Origin of the sequence: Cohnella baijiui (genome assembly GCF_020731285.1) — a bacterium.
Taxonomy (GTDB): domain Bacteria; phylum Bacillota; class Bacilli; order Paenibacillales; family Paenibacillaceae; genus Cohnella.
The window spans coordinates 129541-152119 of record NZ_JAJFOW010000001.1 but is presented as its reverse complement, the minus strand read 5'-3'; the positions used below and the strand labels follow the sequence as shown (position 1 = coordinate 152119).

The 22579-nt window shown below is 60.1% G+C and carries 22 protein-coding genes; 18 read left to right on the top strand and 4 right to left on the bottom strand.

Going from position 1 to position 22579, the window contains the following annotated elements:
- Window positions 1-124 precede the first annotated feature (124 nt).
- The 9 genes from LKX83_RS00670 to LKX83_RS00630 all read left to right on the top strand — a co-directional run bounded on the left by LKX83_RS00670 (window position 125) and on the right by LKX83_RS00630 (window position 8684).
- Window positions 125-2050, top strand: a complete 1926-nt coding sequence (locus LKX83_RS00670) for a PAS domain S-box protein (protein ID WP_227879887.1) — start codon at window positions 125-127, stop codon at window positions 2048-2050.
- A gap of 26 nt (window positions 2051-2076) precedes the next feature.
- On the top strand, window positions 2077-2430 hold the full coding sequence (locus LKX83_RS00665) for a VOC family protein (protein WP_227879885.1): 354 nt from the start codon (window positions 2077-2079) through the stop codon (window positions 2428-2430).
- A 53-nt stretch (window positions 2431-2483) separates the two neighbouring features.
- On the top strand, window positions 2484-2981 hold the full coding sequence (locus tag LKX83_RS00660; RefSeq protein ID WP_227879883.1) for a GNAT family N-acetyltransferase: 498 nt from the start codon (window positions 2484-2486) through the stop codon (window positions 2979-2981).
- Window positions 2982-3100: 119 nt separating this feature from the next.
- On the top strand, window positions 3101-3511 hold the full coding sequence (locus LKX83_RS00655) for a hotdog fold thioesterase (protein WP_370639002.1): 411 nt from the start codon (window positions 3101-3103) through the stop codon (window positions 3509-3511).
- A 256-nt stretch (window positions 3512-3767) separates the two neighbouring features.
- The gene (locus tag LKX83_RS00650) at window positions 3768-4430 is read left to right on the top strand and encodes a FusB/FusC family EF-G-binding protein (RefSeq protein WP_227879879.1); all 663 of its coding nucleotides are present in this window, start codon (window positions 3768-3770) and stop codon (window positions 4428-4430) included.
- A 175-nt stretch (window positions 4431-4605) separates the two neighbouring features.
- Window positions 4606-6126 (top strand): spore germination protein, encoded by a 1521-nt coding sequence (locus tag LKX83_RS00645; protein WP_227879876.1) that lies wholly within the window; start codon window positions 4606-4608, stop codon window positions 6124-6126.
- Complete coding sequence (locus LKX83_RS00640; protein ID WP_227879871.1) at window positions 6123-7331, top strand: Ger(x)C family spore germination protein; 1209 nt, start codon at window positions 6123-6125, stop codon at window positions 7329-7331. The genes LKX83_RS00645 and LKX83_RS00640 overlap by 4 nt, the downstream gene beginning before the upstream one ends.
- A 7-nt stretch (window positions 7332-7338) precedes the next feature.
- Window positions 7339-7563 carry a hypothetical protein gene (locus tag LKX83_RS00635; protein ID WP_227879870.1) on the top strand — a complete coding sequence of 75 codons (225 nt, stop codon included), beginning with the start codon at window positions 7339-7341 and terminating at the stop codon, window positions 7561-7563.
- Window positions 7564-7595: 32 nt separating this feature from the next.
- Window positions 7596-8684 (top strand): GerAB/ArcD/ProY family transporter, encoded by a 1089-nt coding sequence (locus LKX83_RS00630; RefSeq protein ID WP_227879869.1) that lies wholly within the window; start codon window positions 7596-7598, stop codon window positions 8682-8684.
- A 27-nt stretch (window positions 8685-8711) separates the two neighbouring features.
- Here the strand turns inward: LKX83_RS00630 and LKX83_RS00625 are convergent, their stop codons facing one another.
- Window positions 8712-9332, bottom strand: coding sequence for a flavin reductase family protein (locus LKX83_RS00625; RefSeq protein WP_227879868.1), 621 nt, complete (start codon window positions 9330-9332; stop codon window positions 8712-8714).
- Between the two features lie 92 nt (window positions 9333-9424).
- Here LKX83_RS00625 and LKX83_RS00620 point away from each other — a divergent pair, with 92 nt between their 5' ends.
- The 3 genes from LKX83_RS00620 (at window position 9425) to LKX83_RS00610 (ending at window position 13977) form a co-directional block, all read left to right on the top strand.
- On the top strand, window positions 9425-10123 hold the full coding sequence (locus LKX83_RS00620) for an ArsR/SmtB family transcription factor (protein ID WP_227879867.1): 699 nt from the start codon (window positions 9425-9427) through the stop codon (window positions 10121-10123).
- A gap of 211 nt (window positions 10124-10334) precedes the next feature.
- Window positions 10335-12017, top strand: a complete 1683-nt coding sequence (locus LKX83_RS00615; RefSeq protein ID WP_227879866.1) for a hypothetical protein — start codon at window positions 10335-10337, stop codon at window positions 12015-12017.
- Entirely contained in the window at window positions 12010-13977 is a 1968-nt protein-coding gene (locus LKX83_RS00610) for a TOMM precursor leader peptide-binding protein (RefSeq protein WP_227879865.1), read from the top strand. Before LKX83_RS00615 ends, LKX83_RS00610 begins: the two co-directional genes overlap by 8 nt.
- A gap of 200 nt (window positions 13978-14177) precedes the next feature.
- On the opposite strand, the gene LKX83_RS00605 is transcribed toward LKX83_RS00610, so the two are convergent.
- The 3 genes from LKX83_RS00605 to LKX83_RS00595 form a co-directional block, all read right to left on the bottom strand.
- Window positions 14178-14294, bottom strand: a complete 117-nt coding sequence (locus LKX83_RS00605) for a YjcZ family sporulation protein (RefSeq protein WP_227879864.1) — start codon at window positions 14292-14294, stop codon at window positions 14178-14180.
- 60 nt (window positions 14295-14354) lie between these two features.
- A complete protein-coding gene (locus LKX83_RS00600) occupies window positions 14355-14450 on the bottom strand; it encodes a YjcZ family sporulation protein (RefSeq protein ID WP_227879862.1) in 96 nt (31 codons plus the stop codon).
- Between the two features lie 1029 nt (window positions 14451-15479).
- On the bottom strand, window positions 15480-16241 hold the full coding sequence (locus tag LKX83_RS00595) for an SDR family oxidoreductase (protein WP_227879860.1): 762 nt from the start codon (window positions 16239-16241) through the stop codon (window positions 15480-15482).
- Between the two features lie 166 nt (window positions 16242-16407).
- On the opposite strand from LKX83_RS00595, the gene LKX83_RS00590 reads away from it, so the two are divergent.
- The 6 genes from LKX83_RS00590 to csaA all read left to right on the top strand — a co-directional run bounded on the left by LKX83_RS00590 (window position 16408) and on the right by csaA (window position 22411).
- Complete coding sequence (locus LKX83_RS00590) at window positions 16408-17013, top strand: TetR/AcrR family transcriptional regulator (RefSeq protein ID WP_227879857.1); 606 nt, start codon at window positions 16408-16410, stop codon at window positions 17011-17013.
- 200 nt (window positions 17014-17213) lie between these two features.
- Window positions 17214-18329, top strand: a complete 1116-nt coding sequence (locus LKX83_RS00585) for a threonine aldolase family protein (RefSeq protein ID WP_227879853.1) — start codon at window positions 17214-17216, stop codon at window positions 18327-18329.
- Window positions 18330-18374: 45 nt separating this feature from the next.
- Window positions 18375-19031, top strand: coding sequence for a polysaccharide deacetylase family protein (locus LKX83_RS00580; protein ID WP_227879845.1), 657 nt, complete (start codon window positions 18375-18377; stop codon window positions 19029-19031).
- A gap of 34 nt (window positions 19032-19065) precedes the next feature.
- Window positions 19066-19884 carry a hypothetical protein gene (locus tag LKX83_RS00575; protein WP_227879840.1) on the top strand — a complete coding sequence of 273 codons (819 nt, stop codon included), beginning with the start codon at window positions 19066-19068 and terminating at the stop codon, window positions 19882-19884.
- Window positions 19885-20076: 192 nt separating this feature from the next.
- Complete coding sequence (locus LKX83_RS00570) at window positions 20077-21396, top strand: family 43 glycosylhydrolase (RefSeq protein WP_227879837.1); 1320 nt, start codon at window positions 20077-20079, stop codon at window positions 21394-21396.
- Window positions 21397-22081: 685 nt separating this feature from the next.
- A complete protein-coding gene (csaA, locus tag LKX83_RS00565) occupies window positions 22082-22411 on the top strand; it encodes a chaperone CsaA (RefSeq protein WP_227879834.1) in 330 nt (109 codons plus the stop codon).
- Window positions 22412-22579 lie beyond the last annotated feature (168 nt).

The window sequence follows — 22579 nt, the reverse complement described above, 5'->3', positions numbered from 1 at the left end:
GCGTTCGCAATGGACTTTTTTTGTCGAACTTCCGTTTCAAATTCGCATGGCGTGGGTATGTCTATGTTCGTCTACTTGCGTCATGTATAATGTCTTTATATGGTAGAAGGGAGAATCGCACCGCATGGGGGATACGAAGTTCGGCCCGAACGCTTTGTATGAGCACCTATTCCATCATACGCCGGTCGGCATCGCGCTCGTTTCGATGGAACGCCGATGGATCGACATGAATTCGGAGGCCTTGCGCATTTTGGGCTACGACCGGGAGGAACTGCTGGACATGACGGTCGGGGAGATCACCTTTGCCGATGATCTCGGGAGCCTGGATGCCGCCTTCGGCAGCTTAATCGCAGGGGAGCGCGAAACGCACGTCAACGAGAGGCGATATTTACATAAAGACGGCTCGATCATTTGGACGTCTTCCCATATGTCGTTGTTCCGGGAAACGTCTGCCGAAGGCCGATCGTATTTCGTCATGCAGCTCATCGACATCACGCCGAACAAGCTGGCGGAACAAAAGCTGCAGGAGTCCGTCGAGCGCTATACGTCGCTGAAAAAATACAACCACGACGCCATCATTTCTTTCGATCTCCAAGGACTCATCATGAACGCCAATGTAATGGCCGAGCAGCTAACGGGAGTAAAGGTATCGGATATGATCGATTCCAGCATTTCCCGGTTTATCGGGGATAAGGCGGTAGAGCGGATCTTGTCCGACAACGATCAGTATGCGGAAATCGAAGGAGCGATCACGCATATTACGCATGTCGACGGACATACGGCCGACGTTCTCGTGACGATCGCGCCGATCATCGTCAATCGTCGGAACATCGGCTTTTATTTGTTGGTGAAGGACATCACCGACCAGAAGAAGCTGCTCATCGAGAAGGAAGCAGCCGAGCGGACCAACGAAGCCAAGAGCGAATTTCTGGCGATGATGAGTCACGAGATCCGGACGCCGATGAACGGAGTGATCGGGATGACCGATCTCCTGCTCGACACGGAGCTGAACGCGGAGCAGCGGGAATACGTCTCGATCATTCAGAAAAGCGGAGAGACGCTGCTCGCCATCATCAACGACATTTTGGACTTCTCCAAGGTCGAGTCGGGAAATGCCGAGCTGCTGGAAGAGCCGTTCAATCTTAATATCGCCATCGCCGAAACGCTCGACACCCTGATGCCGAAAGCGCTCGAAAAAAATCTCGACATCAATGTGTCGATGAGTCCGGGTGTGCCCAAGTCGGTCATCGGCGACGAGCTGAAGCTGAAGCAAGTCCTCATGAACCTGACCAGCAACGCGATCAAGTTCACGCCGGCAGGGGCCATCTCCATCTCGATCGACCGGATCGAGTCGGAAGGGGAAGAAACCCGTCTCCACTTCGCGGTTCGCGACACGGGGATCGGCATTCCCGAGGAGAAGGTGCTGCATTTGTTCGAGCCGTTCTATCAAGTCGATCACTTCATGGTGCGGAAGACTGAGGGGACGGGACTCGGACTCGCCATCACCAAGAAGCTGGTGCAGCTCATGGGCGGCGATATACGATACGAGTCAAATCCCGGCGGCGGTTCGTCCTTTCTTTTCGACCTCCGTCTCCGGATTGACGGACCGGTGGAGCTGCCCTCGCCTCCGTCGACTGCCATCACGAAGACGCCCCAATTTGGGGATTTGCGCATTCTCATCGCCGAAGACAACGAAGTGAATCTGCGGGTGCTCATCGGCATGGTCGAAAAGCTGGGCTATCGGCCGATCGCGGTTCGCAACGGCATCGAAGCGCTGGAAGCAGTGAATCGGTCGCGCTTCGATTTGGTGTTTATGGATGTTCAGATGCCCGTGTTGAACGGTCTCGAAGCGACCCGCCGCATCCATCAGTCGCTGCCGCCCGAAGAACGGCCGTATATCGTCGCCGTCACGGCCAACGCGCTCGTCGGGGACCGGGAAAGGTATATGGAGGCGGGCATGAACGATTACGTCAGCAAACCGCTGCAGAGCGCGATCGTGGCCGACGCGATCAAAAAGTGCCTGGCCGTCGCCGGCGGGATGCCGGGTTAGGTTTCACTAGGACAAGGAGGAAACCGATGAAGGTCAAACGAATCGTGGCCAATATCGAAACCCGTCGTCTTTCCGAAGCGCGGGCCTTCTACGAGGAGGCGCTCGGGTTGGAATGCTTGATGGATCAGGGGTGGATTGCGACCTACGGGTCTGGCGGGACGAGCGTCGTTCAGATCAGCTTCGCTTCGGAGGGAGGCTCCGGCACCCCCGTGCCGGAGCTCTCCATCGAAGTGGACGACGTCGACGAGGCGCTCGCGCGCATGCGGAGCGCGGGCTTCCCGATCGAATACGGCCCGGCGGACGAGTCGTGGGGCGTGCGCCGTTTTTACGTGCGGGACCCGTTCGGCAAGTTGGTCAATATTTTGGCCCACCGGGATTGACGGCCGACTTCGGCCGGAAAGACGCAAACCGATGCGCAGGAGGCTCACCGAACATGGAGATCCGAGAGCTTGAACCCCATCACGCGGCTCGTTACCGCAAAATCCGACTGGAGGCACTGCAGCAGCATCCCGCCGCTTATAGTTCCAGCTACGAAGAGGAAGTGGGATTTTCCAGCGAGCATTTCGAGCGGTTATTGGCCTCGTCGCATGCGGTCACTTTCGGCGCATTCGATCAGGAGCAGCTCGTCGGCGTCGTCACGCTGTCGATGGAGACGAGAGTTAAGCTGCAGCACCGGGCGAACATCGTCGCCATGTACGTGCGGCCGGAGTCCCGCAGGCTTGGCGTCGCCAGACAGCTCCTTCGGGAAGCCATCGCCCGGGCAAGGACGACGTCCGGGATCGAGCAACTCTATCTAAGCGTCACTTCGGGCAATATTTCGGCTAAGCGGCTATATGACTCGCTCGGGTTTCGCCGATACGGGACGAATCCGGGCGCGATGAAGATCGATGGCGCCTACCATGACGATATCCTGATGGTGCTCGTCCTCTGACGCGCTTGCGGTCGGACGGCTCTTTCGTCACTATAGATAGAGAGAGTTCAAGAGAACGTCGCCGCTGAGGCCCGACGGACCAGAAGGAGCAAACGATGGAACACAACCACGAACGACTGATGCTGGAAGACCAGGAGCAATACCAAAAGACGATGTTCGGCGTCCTCGGCATGCGAATCACGGAGCTGACGCCGGACCGGGTGACGGCGACGATGCCCGTTTGCGACGCCACGCGGCAATATTTCGGCGTGCTGCACGGAGGCGCGTCGGTCGCACTGGCCGAGACCGTCGCCAGCGTCGCGACCTATGCGCAGATCGATAGAGAAACGCATGTAGCGGTCGGTCTCGAGATCAACGCCAACCACGTGCGCGGCAAGCGGGACGGGATCGTGACGGCCATCGGCACGCCGCTGCACAAAGGCCGCACGACGATGGTCTGGGACATCCGGATCGTCGACGAGCAGGAGCGGCTGATTTGCGTTTCGCGCTGCACCGTGGCCATTGTCCCGAAGGATCGACAGCGGACGTGACGGAAGCTGGAAACAAGAAAAGTTGCCCGGCGCCGGGAATAGAGCCTATAATAAACGATAGAAGGGGGTCGGTAGGGATGGCAAATCACTTTGCCAGAATGAGCGGCGACTCATGCAAAGCCTAATTTAGGGGCGATACTTTGCATGGGGCGGAATCGGCATCATTCTTTCGCCTGTATGAACCGATATCGTTTCTAATTGTGGGCTTTGCACCTTATTGGATCGTTTTTTTATACCAAATAAGGGGCTGAGAAGCATGCAACACCCATTCATTAGAAACCATCAATTCAACCTAATACAAAAACAAACCGGCCTGCTGCGCCAAGCTTGCGGTACGGCAGCCGATCCCAAAGTCGTCGAGTCGGTCCGATACGGCGCGCTGCAGCAAATTACGGATATGTTCCCCGAGGCGACCGATGAGCAGCGTCACGCGCTGGAACGGATCTCGTCGCTTCAGACTGCGCCCGAATTCGCACAGTATTTGCAAGATCTGGAGCCGGGCCGGACGGCCTTTTCGTCCCTTACGGACAAGCAGCTGCAAAAGCTCTTCCCGAAAGCGAAGAAGCTGAAAGGGCCGAATCGGGACGAAATCGATCTGCGCCACGTCACCTACCTGGGCTGGACCGATATCGCCTCGAATAAGATGTATCTCGTGTACGAAGCTCGCGGACGGCTTGTCGGCATCGAAGGGCGATTTACGCCCGCCGGCAAAAAAAGCACCTGCTTCCTTTGCAACCGGCAGGAAGAGGTGGCGCTGTTTACGGCGATTACGAAGACGAAGCCCGCCGGCGCTTCTCCGGATTACTACAAAGCGATCGGCAACTATCTGTGTGCGGACAGCGAAGTTTGCAACAAGAACATCACGAACGTCGCCGTATTGGAGAAATTCATTTCGGAAGTCACCGGAATCGTCTGGTAACCGAATCGCGTGAAAGGAAAGAGATTGCCGATCCAGGTCGGCGGTCTCTTTTTTGCATTTGCTAGCGCGGGTATGCCGATCCAACCTCGAACCCCGGCGCTTCCAACGGTTCGTATAAACCTTCGGGTCTTCGGCGAAGCTGACTATCAGCAACGACAGAAAGAGTGACCCCCATATGACCGCATCCGGCAAATCCAACTCCATGAACGACCGACTGTCAGCCTCCATGCGGGACAATGTAACTCGCGTCTTGTCCATGGTAGGGGGGAGCTCGGACATCAAGTATCGGACGTTTAAGCTGATGTTTGCGGAGCAGAGCGATATGGAATGCGCCGTGCTGTACGCCGAAGGCTTGTCTGCGATCCAGTGGGCGATGGGGGCGCTTCTGACCGTCCCCCCGACGTTACGTATCCCAGACTCGCAGCCTCAAAGCTATCTGACCGCGCTCAAAGAGAGCGTGCTGACGGACGGGCACGTCGTCGAGATCGACGGTTTCGACCAGCTTTTCGGCTACCTCCTGTCCGGGCACGCTATCGTGCTGCTGGATGGCGTCCACACCGCCCTGGCGATCGATACGGTAAAGCTGCAGGCGCGTCCGGTCGAAGAGCCGAACGTGCAATCCGTCGTCCGCGGACCGCGTGAAGGATTTACGGAGGTGCTGGACTGGAATACGTCGATGCTGCGGCGTCGGCTGAAAAGCCCCAATCTGTGGATGGAGACGCGGACGATCGGCCGGGAAAGCCATACGCGCGTCGTCGTCGCGTATATGAACGGAATCGTCACGGAAACCGTGCTGAACGAAGTCCGCAGTCGTCTCGACCGCATCGATATCGATGCGGTGCTGGAAAGCAATTATATCGAAGAGCAAATCCAGGACAAGCAATTCACGATGTTTCCGACCGTCTTCAATACCGAGCGCCCCGACGTCGTGGCGGCGCAGCTGCTCGAAGGCAAGGTGGCGATTCTCGTCGACGGGACGCCGTTCGTCTTGGTCGTGCCGGCCTTGTTCGTCCAATTTTTCCAATCGAGCGAAGATTATTATCAACGGGCGGACTTCTCCACCTTGATCCGGATGCTTCGCTTTGTCGCCTTTATGCTGGCGACGCTGACGCCCTCGATCTATATCGCCGTCACGACCTTCCACCAGGAGCTCATCCCGACGACGCTGCTTTACAATCTCGCCAGCCAGCGGGAAGGCGTGCCTTTTCCGGCTTTTATGGAATGCCTGCTGATGGAAATCACGTTCGAAATTTTGCGCGAAGCGAGCGTGCGGATGCCCAAGACGATCGGTCAGTCCATATCGATCGTCGGCACGCTCGTCATCGGACAGGCGGCGGTCGAAGCAGGGCTCGTCACCGCCGGCATGGTCATCGTCGTCTCGATTACCGCCATTTCGAATTTCGTCATGCCGGCATTCAATATGGGCATCGCCGCGCGGATCCAGCGTTTTTCCCTGATGGCGCTGGGCGCGTCGTTCGGCCTGTTCGGCGTTTTCCTGGGCGTCATCCTGATCGTCGTCCGGCTGTGTAATCTGCAATCGTTCGGGGTGCCCTACATGGCGCCGCTCGGTCCGCTTCGGATCAGCGACCAGAAGGATGTGCTCCTGCGGGTACCGCTTTCCTGGATGAAGCTGAGGCCTTCAACGGCGAAGGGAGGCAACCGGGTGCGGCAGCGGCGCAGCCGGCCGACCCGATGAGCGGGCGCGCTTTGCGCCGCATCGGGCCAATCGCGGCGATAATCCTGCTCGGCACCGTGCTTAGCGGTTGTTGGAGCCGGCATGAATTGAATGAACTCGCGATCGTCGTCGGTCTCGGAATCGACAGCGCCGAAGGCGGTTACCGGGTTTCCGCGCAAATCGTCAATCCGAGCCAGGTGTCCACGCGCAACGGCACGAACCACTTGCTTGCGCCCGTCGTCACCTTCACCGAGAACGGGAAGACGGTGCCCGAAGCGCTTCGGAGGATGACGGTCGAGTCGTCGAAGCGGTTGTACTTTTCCCACTTGCGGATGGTCATCTTCGGAGAGCGCCTTGCCCGCGCCGGTATCGCCAAGCCGCTGGACTTCCTGTCTCGCGAATCCGAAATGCGTAACGATTTTTTTCTCGTCGTCTCCCGCGGCGCGACGCCGGAGGAAATATTGACGACTTACGGCGCCATGGACCCGATTCCGGCGAACAACCTGTTTACGAAGCTGGCGACGTCGGACAATCTCTGGGCGGCGACGGGCCAGATTACGCTGGACCGGCTGATGATGGATCTGTCCTCCGGCGGCAAAAGTCCGGCCCTGACGGGGCTCGAAATCATGGGCGATAAAATCGAAGGGAAAAAAGTCGTGAGCCAGCAGGGCATCCAACCGCAAGCGCTCATGGTCTATCGCGGCATGGCGGCCTTCCGCCGGGACAAGATGGTCGGTTGGATCGACGAAAAAGGGACGAAGGCGCTCAATTATTTGCAAAACTCCCTTCACCAGACGGTGGGCGTCCAAAAGTGCGGAAAAGATGGGAATGCATCGCTTGCCGTGACGAGCTCCAATGCGCATATTCGGATGGAGATGGCCGGCGGGGAACCCGTCGCCCATGTCGACCTCCGGGTCGAAGCGAATGTATCCGATATGGAGTGCGGCTCGGAATTGAATCGACCCGATGCGCTTGCCTCGTTGCAGAAGAACGGCCGGGACACCATCACTGCGATTCTGGAGGATGGAGTGGCGGAAGCCCAGTCTCTTGGGGCCGATGTGTTCGTCTTCGGACTCGAGCTTCATCGGCAGCAGCCGGATTATTGGCATCAGGTAAAGGATTGGAACGATACGTTTCGGACGATGCGCGTGAAAATCCACCCGAAATTTTACGTGCGGAAAATCGGAACGATCGACAAATCGGTGCAACAGCAAATCAAGGAGTGAGCGTTCGGTGTGGGGAGCGATCAGCATGGCGGCCTTTGCGGCCGCCATTGGTTTCGTCGAAATTCGCGGCATATCCGCCTCCGCCCGAGGACGGAAGCGGGCGTGGCATATCGTTTGCTTCGCGACGCTGCTCACTGCCGCGACTGGCGCGTTTATGGCCCAGTCGCTGAAAGTCCCGCTGGCGAATCCGCTGTACGGCATCGAAATGGCGCTTCGCATGTTGGGTTTGTAGCCGCTCACGCCATCCGGGGGAGGAGGGGACGCATGGAACGCTCCAAAGAAGTGACGAAACGCGCGTTTACCATTTTGACATTCTTCTTCATGATCGGAACTCCCATCCTGATCGCGCCAGCCGGCTTAACCCAGACCGCCAAGCAAGACGCTTGGATCGCCGCCATCGTCGGCATCGTCCTCAATCTCGGATTCGTCTCCATCTACGTTTGGCTTGCCGAACGGCACAACGGCCAAACGTTCGTCGGCATCGGGGAGAAGGTGCTGGGAAGCTGGTTCGGCCGCCTGTTCGGCGGTCTGTTCGGCATGTTCTGCTACCTGCTGGCCGCGCTGATGGTGGGGGATATGGGCTACTTTCTCACTTCGCAAATCCTGGTCGATACGCCTATCGAAGCGCTGGAGGTCATGTTCGTATGCGCAATTGCCATCACGATCCGTCAAGGCCTGAAGGGCTATGCGCTCGCGGCCGAGGTGTTTTTTCCGTGGATCGTGCTGCTGCTCGTCTTGTTCGTTATTCCGCTCCTGCCGGATTTTGATGGGGGGCGGCTGCAGCCGATTATGGAATACGGACCGCTTCCGATCCTGATGGGCGGCGTTCCTTTTTTCGCCTTTCAGGAGCTCGGCGTGCTGCTCATGATTTATCCCTATGTCAAGGCGGGCAAGGGAAGGGGAAAAGGTTTTCTGAACGGAACGGCGCTCGGAGGACTTGTGCTCGTGGCCACGACGCTCGGCAGCGTGGGCGTCTTGGCGAGCGAGCTCACCGCCAACCATTTGTACCCGGTCTACACGCTCGCGAAGAACATCAAGATCGGCCGGTTCCTGGAACGGATCGAAGGCATCATGATCTTTATCTGGATCTGCTCGATTTTCATCAAGATAACGCTGACCTTTCACGCGTCCCTGCTCGCTTTCTCGGAATCGCTGCGGATCCCGGATCTGCGGGTTTTTCTGTGGCCGCTCGCGATCGGTCTCGTCGTCCTATCGTTGATGTGCTACCCGAACGTGTTTTACATCCAATCGTTTCTTTCGTCCTACTGGCTCCCGTTCTCCTCGATCTTTATGGTCTTTCTGCCCTTGCTGTATATGGCCGTCTCCTTGCTCCGCGGCAAAAAAGCGGCCTGACGCAAATGCGACTCCGATCGCCGGCGTCTAACGCTCGGCCCGGAACGTCTTCCCCAGCGCTTCGCCCAAGCCGTAGTAATGCCGGAAATTGTAAATGAGCGGCTGCCACTGGGTCGGGTCGATGTGACGATCGCCTATTAGCAGATCCGCGTGCGCGTGCACCCGCAGCGCCTCCGTCTCGACGATGGCGAAGTGCGGGGCGTCGTCCGGAATCCGGATGTGCCGGACGGCCGCTTCGATCTGAAGCGGACATTCGGCGATTCGGTCCGGCTTTACGAGCGACGAGGGAACCGGACAAAGATCGGCCTGTCCGAATTTATCGGGCTCGTACTGGAAGCCGATCCGGCGCTTGGCTTCGGGGACGGGCGTTTTGCCGGTATAAGGGGCGAGGCGTTCGACATGCCGCCACAGCGAGGCATCCGGGATATTCAGGACTACTTCCCGTTCCCGTTGCACATTTTCGAAACCTTGGCCGCTCGTTCCCAGACCTAGAACGACGCGGTCGCCGAGCGCCCAGGAAGAGGAGAGCGGCGTGATGTTGACCGTCCCGTCTTCGTTCCTCGTGGTCAAGAGCAGGACGGGCGTTCCGTAGTACAGGATGGAGGGCGTAATGACAAGCGTGTTCGGCACTTCTGCGGATTCGTTCATTCGTTTGGCTCCTTTCGATGGTCGAGCCCATTGTATCAATTCCTCCATTCGACTATGATCGAAATATGGAATGCAATTAAGGAGGGAGCAAGATGAGCGTGAATCCCCATGTCGCGACCATCGCGGCCCTGATCGCCGAGCCTTCCCGGGCAGCCATGCTGACGATCTTGCTCGACGGGCGAAGCCATACGGCCGGGGAGCTCGCTTCCATGGCGCGGATCAAGCCGCAGACGGCCAGCTTTCATCTGACCAAAATGGTCGACGCCGCGCTCGTCGCGGTCCACCGGCAGGGCAGGCATCGCTATTACGGCATCCGGAATCCGGAAGTCGCCGGCGTGATGGAGTCGCTCCTGACGATGGCGAAGCCGGCCGAAATCCGCTCGCTACGCCAGTCGGACGAGGATCGGGCGATCCGGCACGCCCGCACCTGCTACGACCATCTGGCGGGGCGCGTCGGCGTGCTGGTAACGAATGCGCTGCTCGAGCGGCACATCCTCGCGGATCGGGAAGATCGATTCGTCCTGGGCGAGGCGGGAGAACGGCATTTCGCCGAGCTGGGCATCGATTTGGCGGCGGTTCGCCGGCAGCGGCGTTCGTTCCTGCACAAATGTCTCGACTGGAGCGAACGGTATCCGCATCTCGGCGGCGCGCTCGGCCACGCGCTGCTCGAGCGGTTCGTCGCGAGCGGCTGGATTGAGCGCCAAGGGGGAACGCGGGCGGTCCGGGTGACCGAAAAGGGCATCCGGTGTCTGCGCGACTGGCTGGGCGTGGAAGTGGAAGATCGCCGGTAACGACTGCGAGTTCGGCAGAAACGGCGGCTGCAGCTCTTCGAACCGTATCGATGCGGGAGAAGGGCTCTTTTCTACGGGGAGGATACGGATGCCGTCCTGAAGCGCATAGGGGACAAAAAGACTTTCATATCCATAGGAGGGAAACCCAAGATCGTGCGGGCGCACCCGCGCAGCGTGCCAAGCGGGGCGCTATTCGCAAAGGAGCATGGACATGACCCTTGCCAATCACCGAAGACAGAATCAGGTGGATGCCCGTCCGCTGGCCGCGGCCGCCCGGCAATCGGATCCTCCGTACGGGCGGCTGTTAATCGCCGGCTCCGTTCCGTTCCTTGTGCCGCTCGCGTCGCTGCTGCTCGCTTCGGGATTGCCGGCGCTGCGATTGCTGCCGTCCCGGGAGACGGCGGCGGACGGCCGATTTTCCGCTTGGCTGGACGAGGCCCGAATCCGGTATCCGGAGACGGAGCTTTCGGCTGGCGAAGCCGCTTTCGAACCATTGGAATGGCAGGCGGAGATCCGCCGTTGGGAGGCGGTTGTCTATATCGGCGAGCCCGATCGGGTCGCGGAGCTGCTCCGGCTGCGGGAGGCGTGCCGGATGGAAGGCAAACCGCTGCTGCCGGTTCTGTACACGGCGCATGCGGTTATGATCGGACCGTTGGACGCGTATTTGGCGCAGGACGGGTGGCCATCCGCTTGGCGCCGCCTGCATGCCGACGCGATCTTTGCCCAGGCGCCGTCGGCGCCAGGGGGCGAGGGAGAGGCGGGAGAGGCGGAAGAGGTGGAGGCCGTGACGGCGAACGCGATCGCGCATGCGATGTTCGCCAGGGTGCCGAGCAGCGGGGCGGAATGGGAAGGACACGCTGACTTCTACCTGCTCCATAGGGGCTCGATGACCGGGGCTTGGCACCGCTATGCGCCGCATCCGCTTGAGTCGGCTTCCGCGATGGCGTCGATTCCGCTGGATCTCGCGCTTTTGGACGCCGAGGATGGGCGGACGGCTCCGGCCGACTTTTTCACGCATCTCGAACGGATAACCTCACCCGTCACCGGCTTGTTGCACGAATGGGACGAAGGGGAGCTGAAGCAGCTGCCGGTCTCCCTGTGCCGCGCGCGGGCGGCCGATCCGATCGGCGCCGGCCCGGCCGTGCTGCTGCCTCCTTGCGTTTGCGGCGGCCTGACGCACGAGGAAGCGCGCCGCGAGGCCGGGCTGGCCGGCCTCGAAGCGTATGCCGCTCGGCTGCTCGAGGACTGGAGCCTCCATGGCGTCGGGGTCGGCGCAAGCCGCAGCGAAGCCGTCTGCCGTGCGCTGCAGGCGGCGCTGGATGCAGGTTGGCGGCGGGCTGGCGGCGACCCTCCCGTCGTCCGGAGGCTGGCGCACGCGAAGCTTGCGGACGAACGCTGCGACTTCTATCGCCAGGCGCTGGACATCGCATGCGGAGAGACGGCGCTGGGGCGGGGAGAAGCGTATTTCGGATTCCCCGTCCTTTGGGTAAGGGCGGAGGGAACATGGTACGGCGCCGTCGGTCTCCATCCGACGCTGGCGCTTCGCCAAGCGCTCCTGGCGGCGCTGCTGGATCGGCAATGCGGCAGCGACAAGGCGGGGAGCTTCGAGGGGCGCTGGACAGTCGATCTGGAGGCGTCGGATGCGAATCCGCCGACGCAGGCTTTGTTTCCGCCGCTGGAGGCGGAGCAGGAAGCCCGGCAATTGCTGGCGGAAGCAGCGGAGCGATTGCAGGGTGCAGGCGTCCGCTTAGAAGTTTCCGAGTATGGGGGAGAACCGGCGCTTCAGCCCCCGTATCTCCACCTTGTCGGGGTCAATCTATACGGGCGGACCGCACCGTCGGCGTCGGCAAGCAGGGCCGAAGCGCTAAACAAAGGAGGGGCGCAGCATGGATGACGAAACCCAGGAGAGTCGTCGGCGACAGACGATCTTGCTTGTCGGAGACGGCCTGCTGGCTGAGACGGCGAATGAGGCGCTGCTCCGTTCGTACCCGATCGTCCGGCGCAGAAGCGTTCCCGTTCGTTTGCCCAAGGATGTCGGTCTCGTCCTCGCCCTGGACGACGAAGATCGTCCCGAGGAGCGTGCGCGCCGCGAGGAAGCCTTCCGCGGGGCGTCGGTGCCCTGGCTAGGCGCCTACGTCGTCGGGGACGAAGGCATCGTCGGTCCGCTCGTGCGGCCCGGTGTCGCAGGTTGTGCCAGATGCGCCTCCAAACGGCTCGAAACGGCGAGCCAAGGCAGGGAGGAGAACGTGGTACGCTGGATGGAGCGCAACCGATACGGTGCCGTCCGAAGGGATCCGCGCGTATCCCGGTGGGGGCTGGGTATGATGGGGGAACTGGCGGCGGCCGAAGCGAAACGCTGTCTTCGGAGTCTGCCGGGTCGTCTGGAGGGCCGACTGCAGCTGATCGATCTAAAGACGCTTGCCGTCGCGCCGCACCGATACTTGCCCGATCCGGCTTGTCCGTTGTGCGGGGAGCGGTCTGACGAGCAACGGGAGGATGCCGTCATCCAGCTTCGTCCGAGTTACCGATCCGATCCGTCTTCGTACCGGACGCGCCCGCTGGATGATCTGGCCGATGCGCTGCTGCGCGACTACGCGGACGAACGAACCGGGTTGACGAACGCTCGCGGCGCGAATCCGACAACTCCGTTCTGCGATGTGCTCGTGCAGGTGCCGACGCCTGCCGGCAACGAGGTGGCCGCGGGGCGCGCGCACGATTATCGCCAAAGCGGGTTGGTCGCGCTCATGGAGGCGCTGGAACGATATTGCGGGGCGGCGCCTCGCGAACGAGCGAGGGTGCGTGCGCCGTTCGAGACGGTGGCGGACAGGGCGCTCGACCCTCGGCGCGTCGGCTTGTATTCGCCGGAGCAGTATGCGCTGCCGGACTTTCCTTACCGGCCGTTCGACCCTCAAGCGGAGCTAACGTGGATCTGGGGTTACTCGCTTCATCGGGAGCAGCCGGTGCTCGTTCCCGAACAGCTCGCGTCCTACAGCTCCGGCTACGGGGGCGGCCTCGCGGCCGAGGGCTCCAACGGCTGCGCGCTGGGCGGGACGGAGGAAGAAGCCGTCTTATACGGCTTGCTCGAGCTCGTGGAACGGGACTCCTTTCTCCTCGCCTGGTATGCCCGGCTGCCCGTCCCCGAGCTGGACCCGGCGTCGACGAACGACAAAGAGCTCGCCTTCATGCTGCGCCGGCTGCGCACGATCGCCGGTTACGACGTGCGCTTGTTCGACGTCACGCTCGATACCGGCATTCCCGCCGTTTGCGCGATCGGGCTCAACCGCAAGCCGACCGGCGGCAATGTGATCTGCGCTGCAGGGGCGCATCTGGACCCGGTTCGCGCAGCCAAAAGCGCGATCATGGAGCTGGCCGGTCATGCGCGCTACTTGGACGACATGGCGGATGTCTATCCGGAAGATCACGCCGAACTGGCCCAAGATCCGGAACTCGTCGTGCAAATGGAGGATCATGCCTTGCTGTACACCGTACGGGGGACGGAAGAGCGTCTCGGCTTCCTGCTGGAAAAACAGGCGCCGCTCCGGAGCTTCGCGGAGGCGTATCCGCCGCGCAACGTCTCATTGGACCTTACGGAGGAGCTGCGAGCGGTCCTCCAAAGGCTCGCGGCATGCGGTCTCGAAGCGATTGCCGTCCGCCAGTCGACGGAGGAGGTGCGGCGGAACGGGTTGCACTGCGTAAAGATGATCGTACCGGGCTTGCTGCCGATGACGTTCGGCCATTCGATGCGCCGCCTCGCGGATCTGCCGCGATTGCGGAGCGTGCCGAGTTCGCTCGGGTATTCGGCGGACCCGCTCGATGAAGCGGCGGTCAATCCGTATCCCCATCCCTTTCTTTAGTCATACAGAATGTATAAGTTTTAGTCCTATCCATTTCTGTGTGACCTCCGATAAAAACGTGCCGCCATCTTCCTTGAAGACGGCGGAGTCGGTTTTACTTGGACGCTTGCAATCGGCGGTTTGCCCGGCTCGTCCCATGTCGCGAAGAAGATCCTCCGGCCAGCCGCATGCGGCTGCCGGAGGATCCGTTCAGGACCGGATTAGTACCAAACGGCTCTCAGGATGATTACGAGCAAAATGAAGAGCACCAGAACGAATGCTGCGCTGCTGCCGTAGCCTGCGCAGCTAGCGCCTACACCGCCAACGCCATATCCCATGTTCTCACCGCCTTTCATGAACCCCTCAATCCAGGCATGCGATTCGCCGGTCGATCGGACTTAGAAGCGCAAGATAATGACCAGCAAAATGAAGAGCACCAGCACAAACGCCGCACTGGAACCGTAACCGGCGCACGAAGCTCCTACAGCACCCACTTGAATCACCACCGTGAATAAGATTGTGAGGGAGGGTCACCTTGCCAATGTATGTATGTCACGGGATAAGGTCAGTACGTTCGCACATTTTGCGCAGAATCCGCACGCGTCCAATCCAATCCCCAGCCGCCCACATAGGGGGTTGAGGAATTCGATTGGACGGGCATTCGGCTATCTCCCGATGCCCGCCGCGTCGGCTATCGCGGCGGGCGTAAGGAGGAAACTCCGGTTCGGAGCGCGACGGTATCGTCACCTTGTCAACATATGTGTGGTACGAGGGACGGATTGTATGATCACCTACGGGCGGACAACAATCCGCTGCTATCTCCTTCGGGCATACGGCGGTATATTTCGTATGCATACATTTCGTATGCGTCTGCAGACAGCCCGTCCTATTCTCCACAACCATTGCCCGAGGCCGAATGGCGTGCTACGCTCATGGTGTAATCTTTCAAATCCCTAATGAGGATTACAAGCGCTTCGCCGCTGGTGTATGCCAATTGGCCTTGTTTGCGCTCGTTTCGGGTCGCTCAGTAAATTAATTGCATACATACATCTAATTGAGGCTCTTTCGGGGGGATGGAGCGATTTACTTGCAAAAGTACGTCTAATTTAGCGTAGATCCGTCCTATACGCAGAAAACGGACGATATAGTTGTATTTTTGCAGCTAAATGACCGTTAAGAAGGAATATAGCAAAATTAGATGTATATTTGCATCTTAATCATTGGATGCGGGATAGGAAATACGGAGAACGGATTGCGGCGTTTTCTGCTTCGCGTCTTGCCGAAGGAAGCTTGGAGGTCGGATGGCTTTCGCTTTCCCATCATTTGTTGAAGAAGGAAGCAGTGAATCGAAAGCGAGAAATGGCGGTGCAGGGTTCATCTCCCCAACACCGCCATTTCTTTGTTTTCACACATTTAGGGATAGAGGAGAGCTGTCTGTCGCGTGAACAGACTTACATTTGAGACTCCCTCTTTTTCTCGTCATTTCGCACCTGATGTTTCTTGCGGTCCAATCATCCGTTCGCTTAATAGGCGGTCCAGCCGCCGTCGGCCGTGACGACCGTCCCGTTGACGAACTTGGCGTCGTCCGAAGCGAGGAATAGCGCCACGCTCGCGATATCGCCCGGGTTGCCGGGCTCGGAGCGCTGCAGACCCATGCCGGCCATCGCTTGTTCGAGGCCGAACGGATCGGGCTGGGCGCCGCCCAAGCCGATGTTCGTGGCGACGGCGCCGGGCGCGATGGCGTTGCAGCGGATGCCGAGCTTGCCGTATTGGAAGCCGACGTTTTTGGTCATGCCAACGACGGCGTGCTTCGATGCGGTATAGGCGAGTCCGGCGCGGGAGCCGTAAAGGCCGCCGACCGAGGCCGTGTTGATGATGACGCCGCTGCCTTGCGCTTTCATCAGCGGGAGCGCTTTGCGGATGGCGCGCATCGGCCCCGTCACGTTGACGTCGAAGACGCGGTTCCAAAGGTCGTCGGTTACCGATTCCGCGCTCGTCATCGCGTCCATAATCCCCGCGTTGTTCACCAGAATATCGAGCTTGCCGAATTGTCGGACGGCGACGTCGATCATGCTCGCGACGTCCTCTTCCTTGGTCACGTTGGCGGCGACACCCCGGGCTTGTCCGCCGGCCTCGGCGATTTCTTGGACGACCGCGTCGACGGCCGTTTGGTTCAAGTCGGCGACGACGACGCTCGCGCCTTCTTTGGCGAAGAGCAGCGCCATCGCTTTCCCCATGCCCGATGCCGCGCCGGTGATTACAGCCGATTTCCCTTGCAGTTTCATTTTGCATCGACCTCCCTCGGATTGGATGAATCGTTTGGTTTGACGACATCGCGTCGTCTATAATTGTAACAAGGCTGCCAGGGACGCGGCTTACACTTTCTCCGATTATGTAGCCTATCCCACAAAATCTTCGGCTATGTGAGCCGGAGTAGACGGGAGGAGCCGAATGGTCAAGGATCAATCGCACCCGGACGCCCGGGTCGCACGCACGCGCGGGCAGTTGAAGCGGGCGCTGCTCTCGCTGCTGAACGAAAAGAGCTTCAGCGAGATTCGCATCAAGGAAATCGCGGAACGCGCGCAGGTGAACCGGGTGACGTACTACGATCATTTCGCATCGAAAGAAGAGCTGCTCGCGGAGTTGCTCGACGAAGTGCTGGGGGAATACGGGGACATTATCGTGGGCATGCCGAGGCGTCCGCTCGCGCAGCTTCCCTCGTCGGACCTGTTGAAGACGATCCGCCTGTCCGTCGGCCATATTCGAAAACACGCGGAATTTTATCGGATTATGCTGCTCGGCAACGGCGTACCGAACTTTTCCAACCGCCTGCACGACCAGATGAGCCTCTCCCTGCACGAGTCGCTGCGCCGTTGGGGAAGCCCGAGCGCGGACGTGTCGATCGATCTGTTCATCGACTGGATCATCGGTGGCGCGATCGGGGTGTACAAGTTTTGGCTGCAGGGAGGTCTGCGCCAGTCCGAAGAGGAGATCGCGCAGCAGATGCTGAAGATCACCCTGGCTTCGGGCGGGGTGTTCGGGATGAAGATCGTATAATGTCGGCAGAAAAAGGAATTGCCGAGGCCGACCGCGAATGAAGAGGGCATGGACTGGAAGCAGGTGCGCGCCTATTTGTTCCCTGCGGCTGCCGTCCGCTAACCGTCGGCGCTTCGAACTGGCGGCAGGACGCGTTTTCCCCTTATAATGAACAAGACATCTTGCAAAGCCGTCTTAGCGGGAAGGGGCAATCGATTATCATGAAACAACCGACGACGCTGGCTCAAGCTTATCAGCAGGCGGTCTATCCGCTCGGCGGACACGGCAGGCGGAACGTACAGGTGCTGAAGGACGCGCTGGAGGGCGTGGACGGGAACCTGGACAGCGATATGTACGGCAAAGGAGCGGTCATCGAAGCGTTCGAAGCCCGAATGGCGCGCGAGCTCGGCAAGCCGTCGGCCGTCTTCTTTCCCAGCGGAACGATGGCGCAGCAGATCGCGCTACGCATTTGGTGCGACGAGGCGGAAATGGCCAAAGTTGCCTACCACCCGCTTAGCCATTTGGAGATCCACGAAGAAGACGGCTTGAAAAAGCTGCACCGGATCGAGACTGTGCTGCTTGCCGACAAGGAGCGCTTGATCACGTTAGCCGACGTGCAGGAAATGGAGGACGTGGCTTGTCTCTTGCTGGAGCTGCCGCAGCGGGAAATCGGCGGCGAGCTGCCTCCTTTCGAGGAACTCGCCGCAATCTCCGCCCACTGCCGCGAGCGGGGGATCAAGCTGCATCTGGACGGCGCAAGACTCTGGGAAATTCTTCCGCACTACGAAAAGAGCGCCTCCGAAATCTGCGCGCTATTCGACAGCGTCTACGTCTCTTTCTACAAAGGCATCGGCGGCGTCGTCGGGGCCATCCTCGCCGGGAGCGAAGATTTCGCGGCGCAGTCGAAGGTATGGAAAAGGCGGCACGGCGGCGACCTGATCAGTTTGTACCCGTACATCCTCAGCGCCGAATATTATTTCGACCTGCGCGCATCCAAAATGAGCGCTTATTATGCGCAGGCGAAGGAACTTGCGGCGCACTACAACGGGTGCCGCGCCGTCTCGACGCGTCCGGCCGTGCCGGTATCGAATATGTTTCACGTGCATGTGCGCCTGCCGAAAGAGCGGTTGGATCAGGCGCTGATCGCGGTGTGCGAAGAGACGGGCGTCGCCCTCAGCCCTTATACGAATGCGACGAGCGATTCGACGAGCGCATTCGAAGTCAGCATCGGCGATCGGTATGCGGGCGTGCCTCCCGCGAAGATCGAAGAAGCGTTTCGCGCACTGGACGAGAAGCTGAAGCGGGCGGAAGAACAAACCGAATCCCCGCTTCGTTGATGGCGTTTTTATTTTAGGGCATTAAACAAAAGGGGGGTGCGAGAGATGGCGGGAATGATTCATGCCGTTCCCGGAGCCGGCCGTTCGATCGCCTTTACCTTCGACGACGGGCCGCATCCGGTTTATACGCCGGAGCTGCTGGACATTTTCCGGCAAGCCGGAGGCAAGGCGACTTTCTTCATGCTGGGAGAGCCGATGACCGCCCATCCGGACACGGTCCGCGCCGTCTTGGCGGACGGTCACGAAATCGGGAATCACTCGTACGCCCATCCGAATCTGACGGAGATCGACCCGGCGGAAGCCCGCCGCGACGTGGAGCGTGCCTCCGAGCTGATCGAGCGCGTCAGCGGCCGCAAGCCCGCGCTGCTCCGTCCGCCGTACCTCGCCGCGAACGATGCGACGGACGAGCTGGCGCGGTCGCTCGGCTTCCCGCTGATCGGCGCCACGAACTTGGGGACGCGGGACTGGGAGCAGCCGGGCGTCGAGCATATTTTGGCGTTAACGCGGCCGTTTGCGAATGAAGGGGCGATCCTGCTGTTCCACGACGGCTTCGGGGACCGATCGCAGACGATCGAGGCTGTCCGGACACTCGTTCGGGAGCTTTCGGCCGATGGCTTCGAGCTGGTGACCGTGAGCGAGCTGCTGGCGCGCGGGGCGCTTTCCCAAAGCCATCAAGCAAGCGAAAAACCAAATTTTTTATGAGGTTAAATAAAATGCGGAAAGGGGCGGTTGGCCGATGACTTATGCATTCGCGATCGAGCCGGGGCTTTACGTGGCGTTCGCCGACGAAGAGGAGCAGCTGGATCAATGCAAAGAGTGGGGGCTGTTGTCCGAGAAGGCGGTCAAGTCGAAGACGTTTTACTATAAAGGCAACGGCGCCAACGAGACCTGCCGAATCGTCGGCTACGTGGACAAAATGACAGCCGTCATCGCGTTCGGCAACGAGCAGAAGCATTGCATCCATCCCGCCTTTCTGAAGGAGATGCAGGCCGCGAGCTTCGGCCAGCGGTACGGCGCCAAGACGGATGCGGATGAAACGGCGGATGCGGAAGCTTCCGGGCGGGATGAGGGGAACGAATCCGATCTCGCGCCGGTAGAGGAACGGGAGGCCGAACGTCTTTCGGACGCGGGCGCAGAGCCGCCGGCGATTCATGCGCCTGCCTCCAAGCCGTTTGACGCGTCGCCCGAAGAAGTCGAGCCTTCTCCGGCTTCCGAACCAGCGAAAGCCGCTTCCGCCAAAACCCGCGTCAAAAAAATCGCGCTCCCGGAGGAGAAGGTGAAGATGGTTGCGACCGTCCAAGCGTTCGCGACGATTCCGAACCACTTTGCCGACAATGACGACGAAGTCGTCATCTACGAAGCGGTGACCATCGCCGAGCCGGAGACCGACCTCGGCACCGCGTGGTCGAGCCACAGCGCCACGCTCAAAAAACTCGAGCTCGCCATCGGGGACACGATCTCCTTCGAAGCCAAGATCGTAGCGAAAAAGCTCACCAAGCATCCGGTCCCTTACAAAATCAACAATCCCGCCAAAATACAAAAGACGGAGGGCTAGTTCGGCCGCGACGCTGCCGACGCGCCTTCCGCCGCCCCGCCCGTCCTCTTGCGGACGGGCGTTTTTGTTTGCGATCTTCCGGTTTTCTTTGCGATCTCCTCATGGCGGCGCCCGGCTGCATCGCGTTATGCTGATACATATCCGGCGTCCGGCCAGGCCGGCGCCGAATCGATGTCCAGAGGAGGACTCCGCATGACCGCATCCACCTCGCGCGCCGGCGCGCGCAAGACGACTTCCGGCAATCCGATCCTGACGACCCTTTATACGGCCGATCCTTCCGCCCGCGTGTGGGACGACGGCAAAGTGTACATTTACGCCTCGCATGACATGGATCCTGCCAGGGGCTGCGATCTGATGGATCGCTACCACGTTTTTTCCTCGGCCGACATGGTCCATTGGACCGACGAAGGCGAGATTTTGCGCTCCGACGACGTATCCTGGGGGCGGCCGGAAGGCGGCTTCATGTGGGCGCCCGATTGCGCATTCAAGAACGGCACCTACTACTTCTACTATCCGCACCCGAGCGGTTCGGACTGGAACGGGACGTGGAAGATCGGCGTCGCGACAAGCGACAAGCCCGCCAGCGGCTTCGTCGACCGCGGCTATATCGAGGGTCTTGGCGGATTTGCGATGATCGATCCGTGCGTCTTCGCGGACGGCGACGGACGGACTTACTTGTTTTACGGAGGCGGAGGCCGCTGCGAAGGCGGCGAGCTCGGCGACGACATGATGTCGATCAAGGGCGGGATGCGGGAGATGTCCGGTCTCGAGGATTTTCACGAAGCCGCTTGGGTATTCAAGCGCGAAGGCTTGTACTATTTGACCTATGCGGACAACTTGCACGAGAATAATCGGATGCATTACGCGACGAGCGAGCATCCGCTTGGGCCGTGGACCCATCGGGGTGTCTTCCTGGAGCCGACGGGCTGCTCGACGACGCACGGATCGGTGGCGGCGTTTAAAGGCCGGTGGTACTTGTTCTACCATAATCAGGCCATTTCCGGCCAAGGCAATCTTCGCAGCGTATGCATCGATTCCTTGCATTTCAACGATGACGGCACCATTCGTACGGTCGTTCAGACGAAGGAGGGCGTCCCGCCGGCAGGGGGCCCGCCTGCCGCCGACTCGGACGCGCGCACCTATGACGTTTCAGCGGGTTCGGTGGGCGGAGGCGCCGCCCTCGCGCGACACGACGGCTTCGACGTCGCGACAGGCTTGCAGGCGGAGGGGGCCTACTGCGAATTCGGCGGCATCGACGGAGGCTGCGGAGGGCGAGCTTCGCTCGCGGTCCGTTACGCGACCCCGGAGCGGCTCGCCAAGCTTCGACTGACGGTTAACGGAGCGGATTGGTCGCTGATCAACGCCTTGTCGACCGGCCATCCGGCGTCGCTGACCGGCAAGGCGTCGATTACGGTGCCGCTTGCGCCCGGGGCATCCAATACCGTTCGATTGACGGGCGGATACGGCGAGATCACCGTGGCATCGCTAACCGTCAGCTTGTTTGGAGATTGAGGGAGCCGCTTGCGCTTCGCGCTTGCGGAATGGCGTCAGGCTTCGCCCATCCGGTCGGGATGGCGAAGCTTTTTCGCGTTTGGCCGGCCGGCTCCGGCTTGGCAGTCATGGTGCAACCGGGTACACTAGTAGGAAGATCCTGAAGTAACGTGCTTATGCCCCATCCCGGGGTTTAACGGGAATTCCGGCTCAAAACCGAAATCGGTGCTCGACCAGAGGAGTAGATGGGGGTGCGTAAAAGCGGGCGAAAATTCTAACGGTTATGAGCGACGCTATTTGGGCATAAATGGGGTTTTCAAAGTGTAACGGTTGCCAGCGAGCCTATTTCCCGTTTTTTCGTAGGCATAGGGGCTGTTTCGTCCAAATAAGCGCGCATACAACCGTTAGAAAAGAAACCTCCGTTTTTGGGGCGGATTAAGCGCTATGACAACCGCTAGAATAGCAATGTTCCAAACCGATCACTCGTTCGAGGCTAACCCGTTGGTTGAGCACCGAATTCAGGTCGAGCCGGAAATCCACCAGCTTGAACGGACGAGATGACTCCACGACCGCGCTGTTATGCGGTTTTTTATGATGACTTTGGTGTCCATTTTGCAACCTTTAACGGAAAAGCAACAACCGGAATAGAGTTGCGTTATTTTTGGGTCAATCTACTAGAAGCGAGAAAACGGAAAGAGGGTTGGACATGGCGACGATCGAAGACTTTCACAAACTGGACCTGCGCGTGGGCACCGTACTGGAAGCGGAGCCGTTCCCGGAAGCCCGCATTCCGGCGATCAAGATGAAAATCGATTTCGGGCCTCTCGGAATCAAGCGTACGAGCGCCCAGATTACGCGCCGTTACGCGCCGGAATCGCTCGTCGGCAGTCAGGTGGTGGCGGTGGTGAACTTTCCGCCGCGGCGAATCGCGGGATTCGAGTCGGAAGTGCTCGTCCTGGGCGGCGTGCCGGAGCAGGGGGACGTCGTGCTGCTTCGCCCGGATGCGCCACTTCCGAACGGCACGTCCATCGCATGACATAGGTCCGACGCCGCCCGCGGCAGCGGCGAGTCAGCTGCAAAAGCCCGCCGCGTTCGACGCGTGGTCGAACAGCGACGCGTCCCGCTCGGTGCGCGCACCGCTAGCGCGAAAAGCGGGCGGAAAGATCGCCGGAAAGGCGGGAATAGGACGAGCATTTACATTTTC

What these genes read in the sequence shown, in the direction of transcription:
- LKX83_RS00665 (WP_227879885.1), top strand. Translation starts at nt 2,077, where the DNA reads ATGAAGGTCAAACGAATCGTGGCCAATATCGAAACCCGTCGTCTTTCC.
- LKX83_RS00590 (WP_227879857.1), top strand. Translation starts at nt 16,408, where the DNA reads ATGGTCAAGGATCAATCGCACCCGGACGCCCGGGTCGCACGCACGCGC.
- LKX83_RS00660 (WP_227879883.1), top strand. Translation starts at nt 2,484, where the DNA reads ATGGAGATCCGAGAGCTTGAACCCCATCACGCGGCTCGTTACCGCAAA.
- csaA (WP_227879834.1), top strand. Translation starts at nt 22,082, where the DNA reads ATGGCGACGATCGAAGACTTTCACAAACTGGACCTGCGCGTGGGCACC.
- LKX83_RS00580 (WP_227879845.1), top strand. Translation starts at nt 18,375, where the DNA reads ATGGCGGGAATGATTCATGCCGTTCCCGGAGCCGGCCGTTCGATCGCC.
- LKX83_RS00625 (WP_227879868.1), bottom strand. Translation starts at nt 9,332, where the DNA reads ATGAACGAATCCGCAGAAGTGCCGAACACGCTTGTCATTACGCCCTCC.
- LKX83_RS00670 (WP_227879887.1), top strand. Translation starts at nt 125, where the DNA reads ATGGGGGATACGAAGTTCGGCCCGAACGCTTTGTATGAGCACCTATTC.
- LKX83_RS00655 (WP_370639002.1), top strand. Translation starts at nt 3,101, where the DNA reads ATGCTGGAAGACCAGGAGCAATACCAAAAGACGATGTTCGGCGTCCTC.
- LKX83_RS00570 (WP_227879837.1), top strand. Translation starts at nt 20,077, where the DNA reads ATGACCGCATCCACCTCGCGCGCCGGCGCGCGCAAGACGACTTCCGGC.
- LKX83_RS00650 (WP_227879879.1), top strand. Translation starts at nt 3,768, where the DNA reads ATGCAACACCCATTCATTAGAAACCATCAATTCAACCTAATACAAAAA.
- LKX83_RS00595 (WP_227879860.1), bottom strand. Translation starts at nt 16,241, where the DNA reads ATGAAACTGCAAGGGAAATCGGCTGTAATCACCGGCGCGGCATCGGGC.
- LKX83_RS00610 (WP_227879865.1), top strand. Translation starts at nt 12,010, where the DNA reads ATGGATGACGAAACCCAGGAGAGTCGTCGGCGACAGACGATCTTGCTT.
- LKX83_RS00630 (WP_227879869.1), top strand. Translation starts at nt 7,596, where the DNA reads ATGGAACGCTCCAAAGAAGTGACGAAACGCGCGTTTACCATTTTGACA.
- LKX83_RS00575 (WP_227879840.1), top strand. Translation starts at nt 19,066, where the DNA reads ATGACTTATGCATTCGCGATCGAGCCGGGGCTTTACGTGGCGTTCGCC.
- LKX83_RS00640 (WP_227879871.1), top strand. Translation starts at nt 6,123, where the DNA reads ATGAGCGGGCGCGCTTTGCGCCGCATCGGGCCAATCGCGGCGATAATC.
- LKX83_RS00620 (WP_227879867.1), top strand. Translation starts at nt 9,425, where the DNA reads ATGAGCGTGAATCCCCATGTCGCGACCATCGCGGCCCTGATCGCCGAG.
- LKX83_RS00585 (WP_227879853.1), top strand. Translation starts at nt 17,214, where the DNA reads ATGAAACAACCGACGACGCTGGCTCAAGCTTATCAGCAGGCGGTCTAT.
- LKX83_RS00615 (WP_227879866.1), top strand. Translation starts at nt 10,335, where the DNA reads ATGACCCTTGCCAATCACCGAAGACAGAATCAGGTGGATGCCCGTCCG.
- LKX83_RS00645 (WP_227879876.1), top strand. Translation starts at nt 4,606, where the DNA reads ATGACCGCATCCGGCAAATCCAACTCCATGAACGACCGACTGTCAGCC.
- LKX83_RS00605 (WP_227879864.1), bottom strand. Translation starts at nt 14,294, where the DNA reads ATGGGATATGGCGTTGGCGGTGTAGGCGCTAGCTGCGCAGGCTACGGC.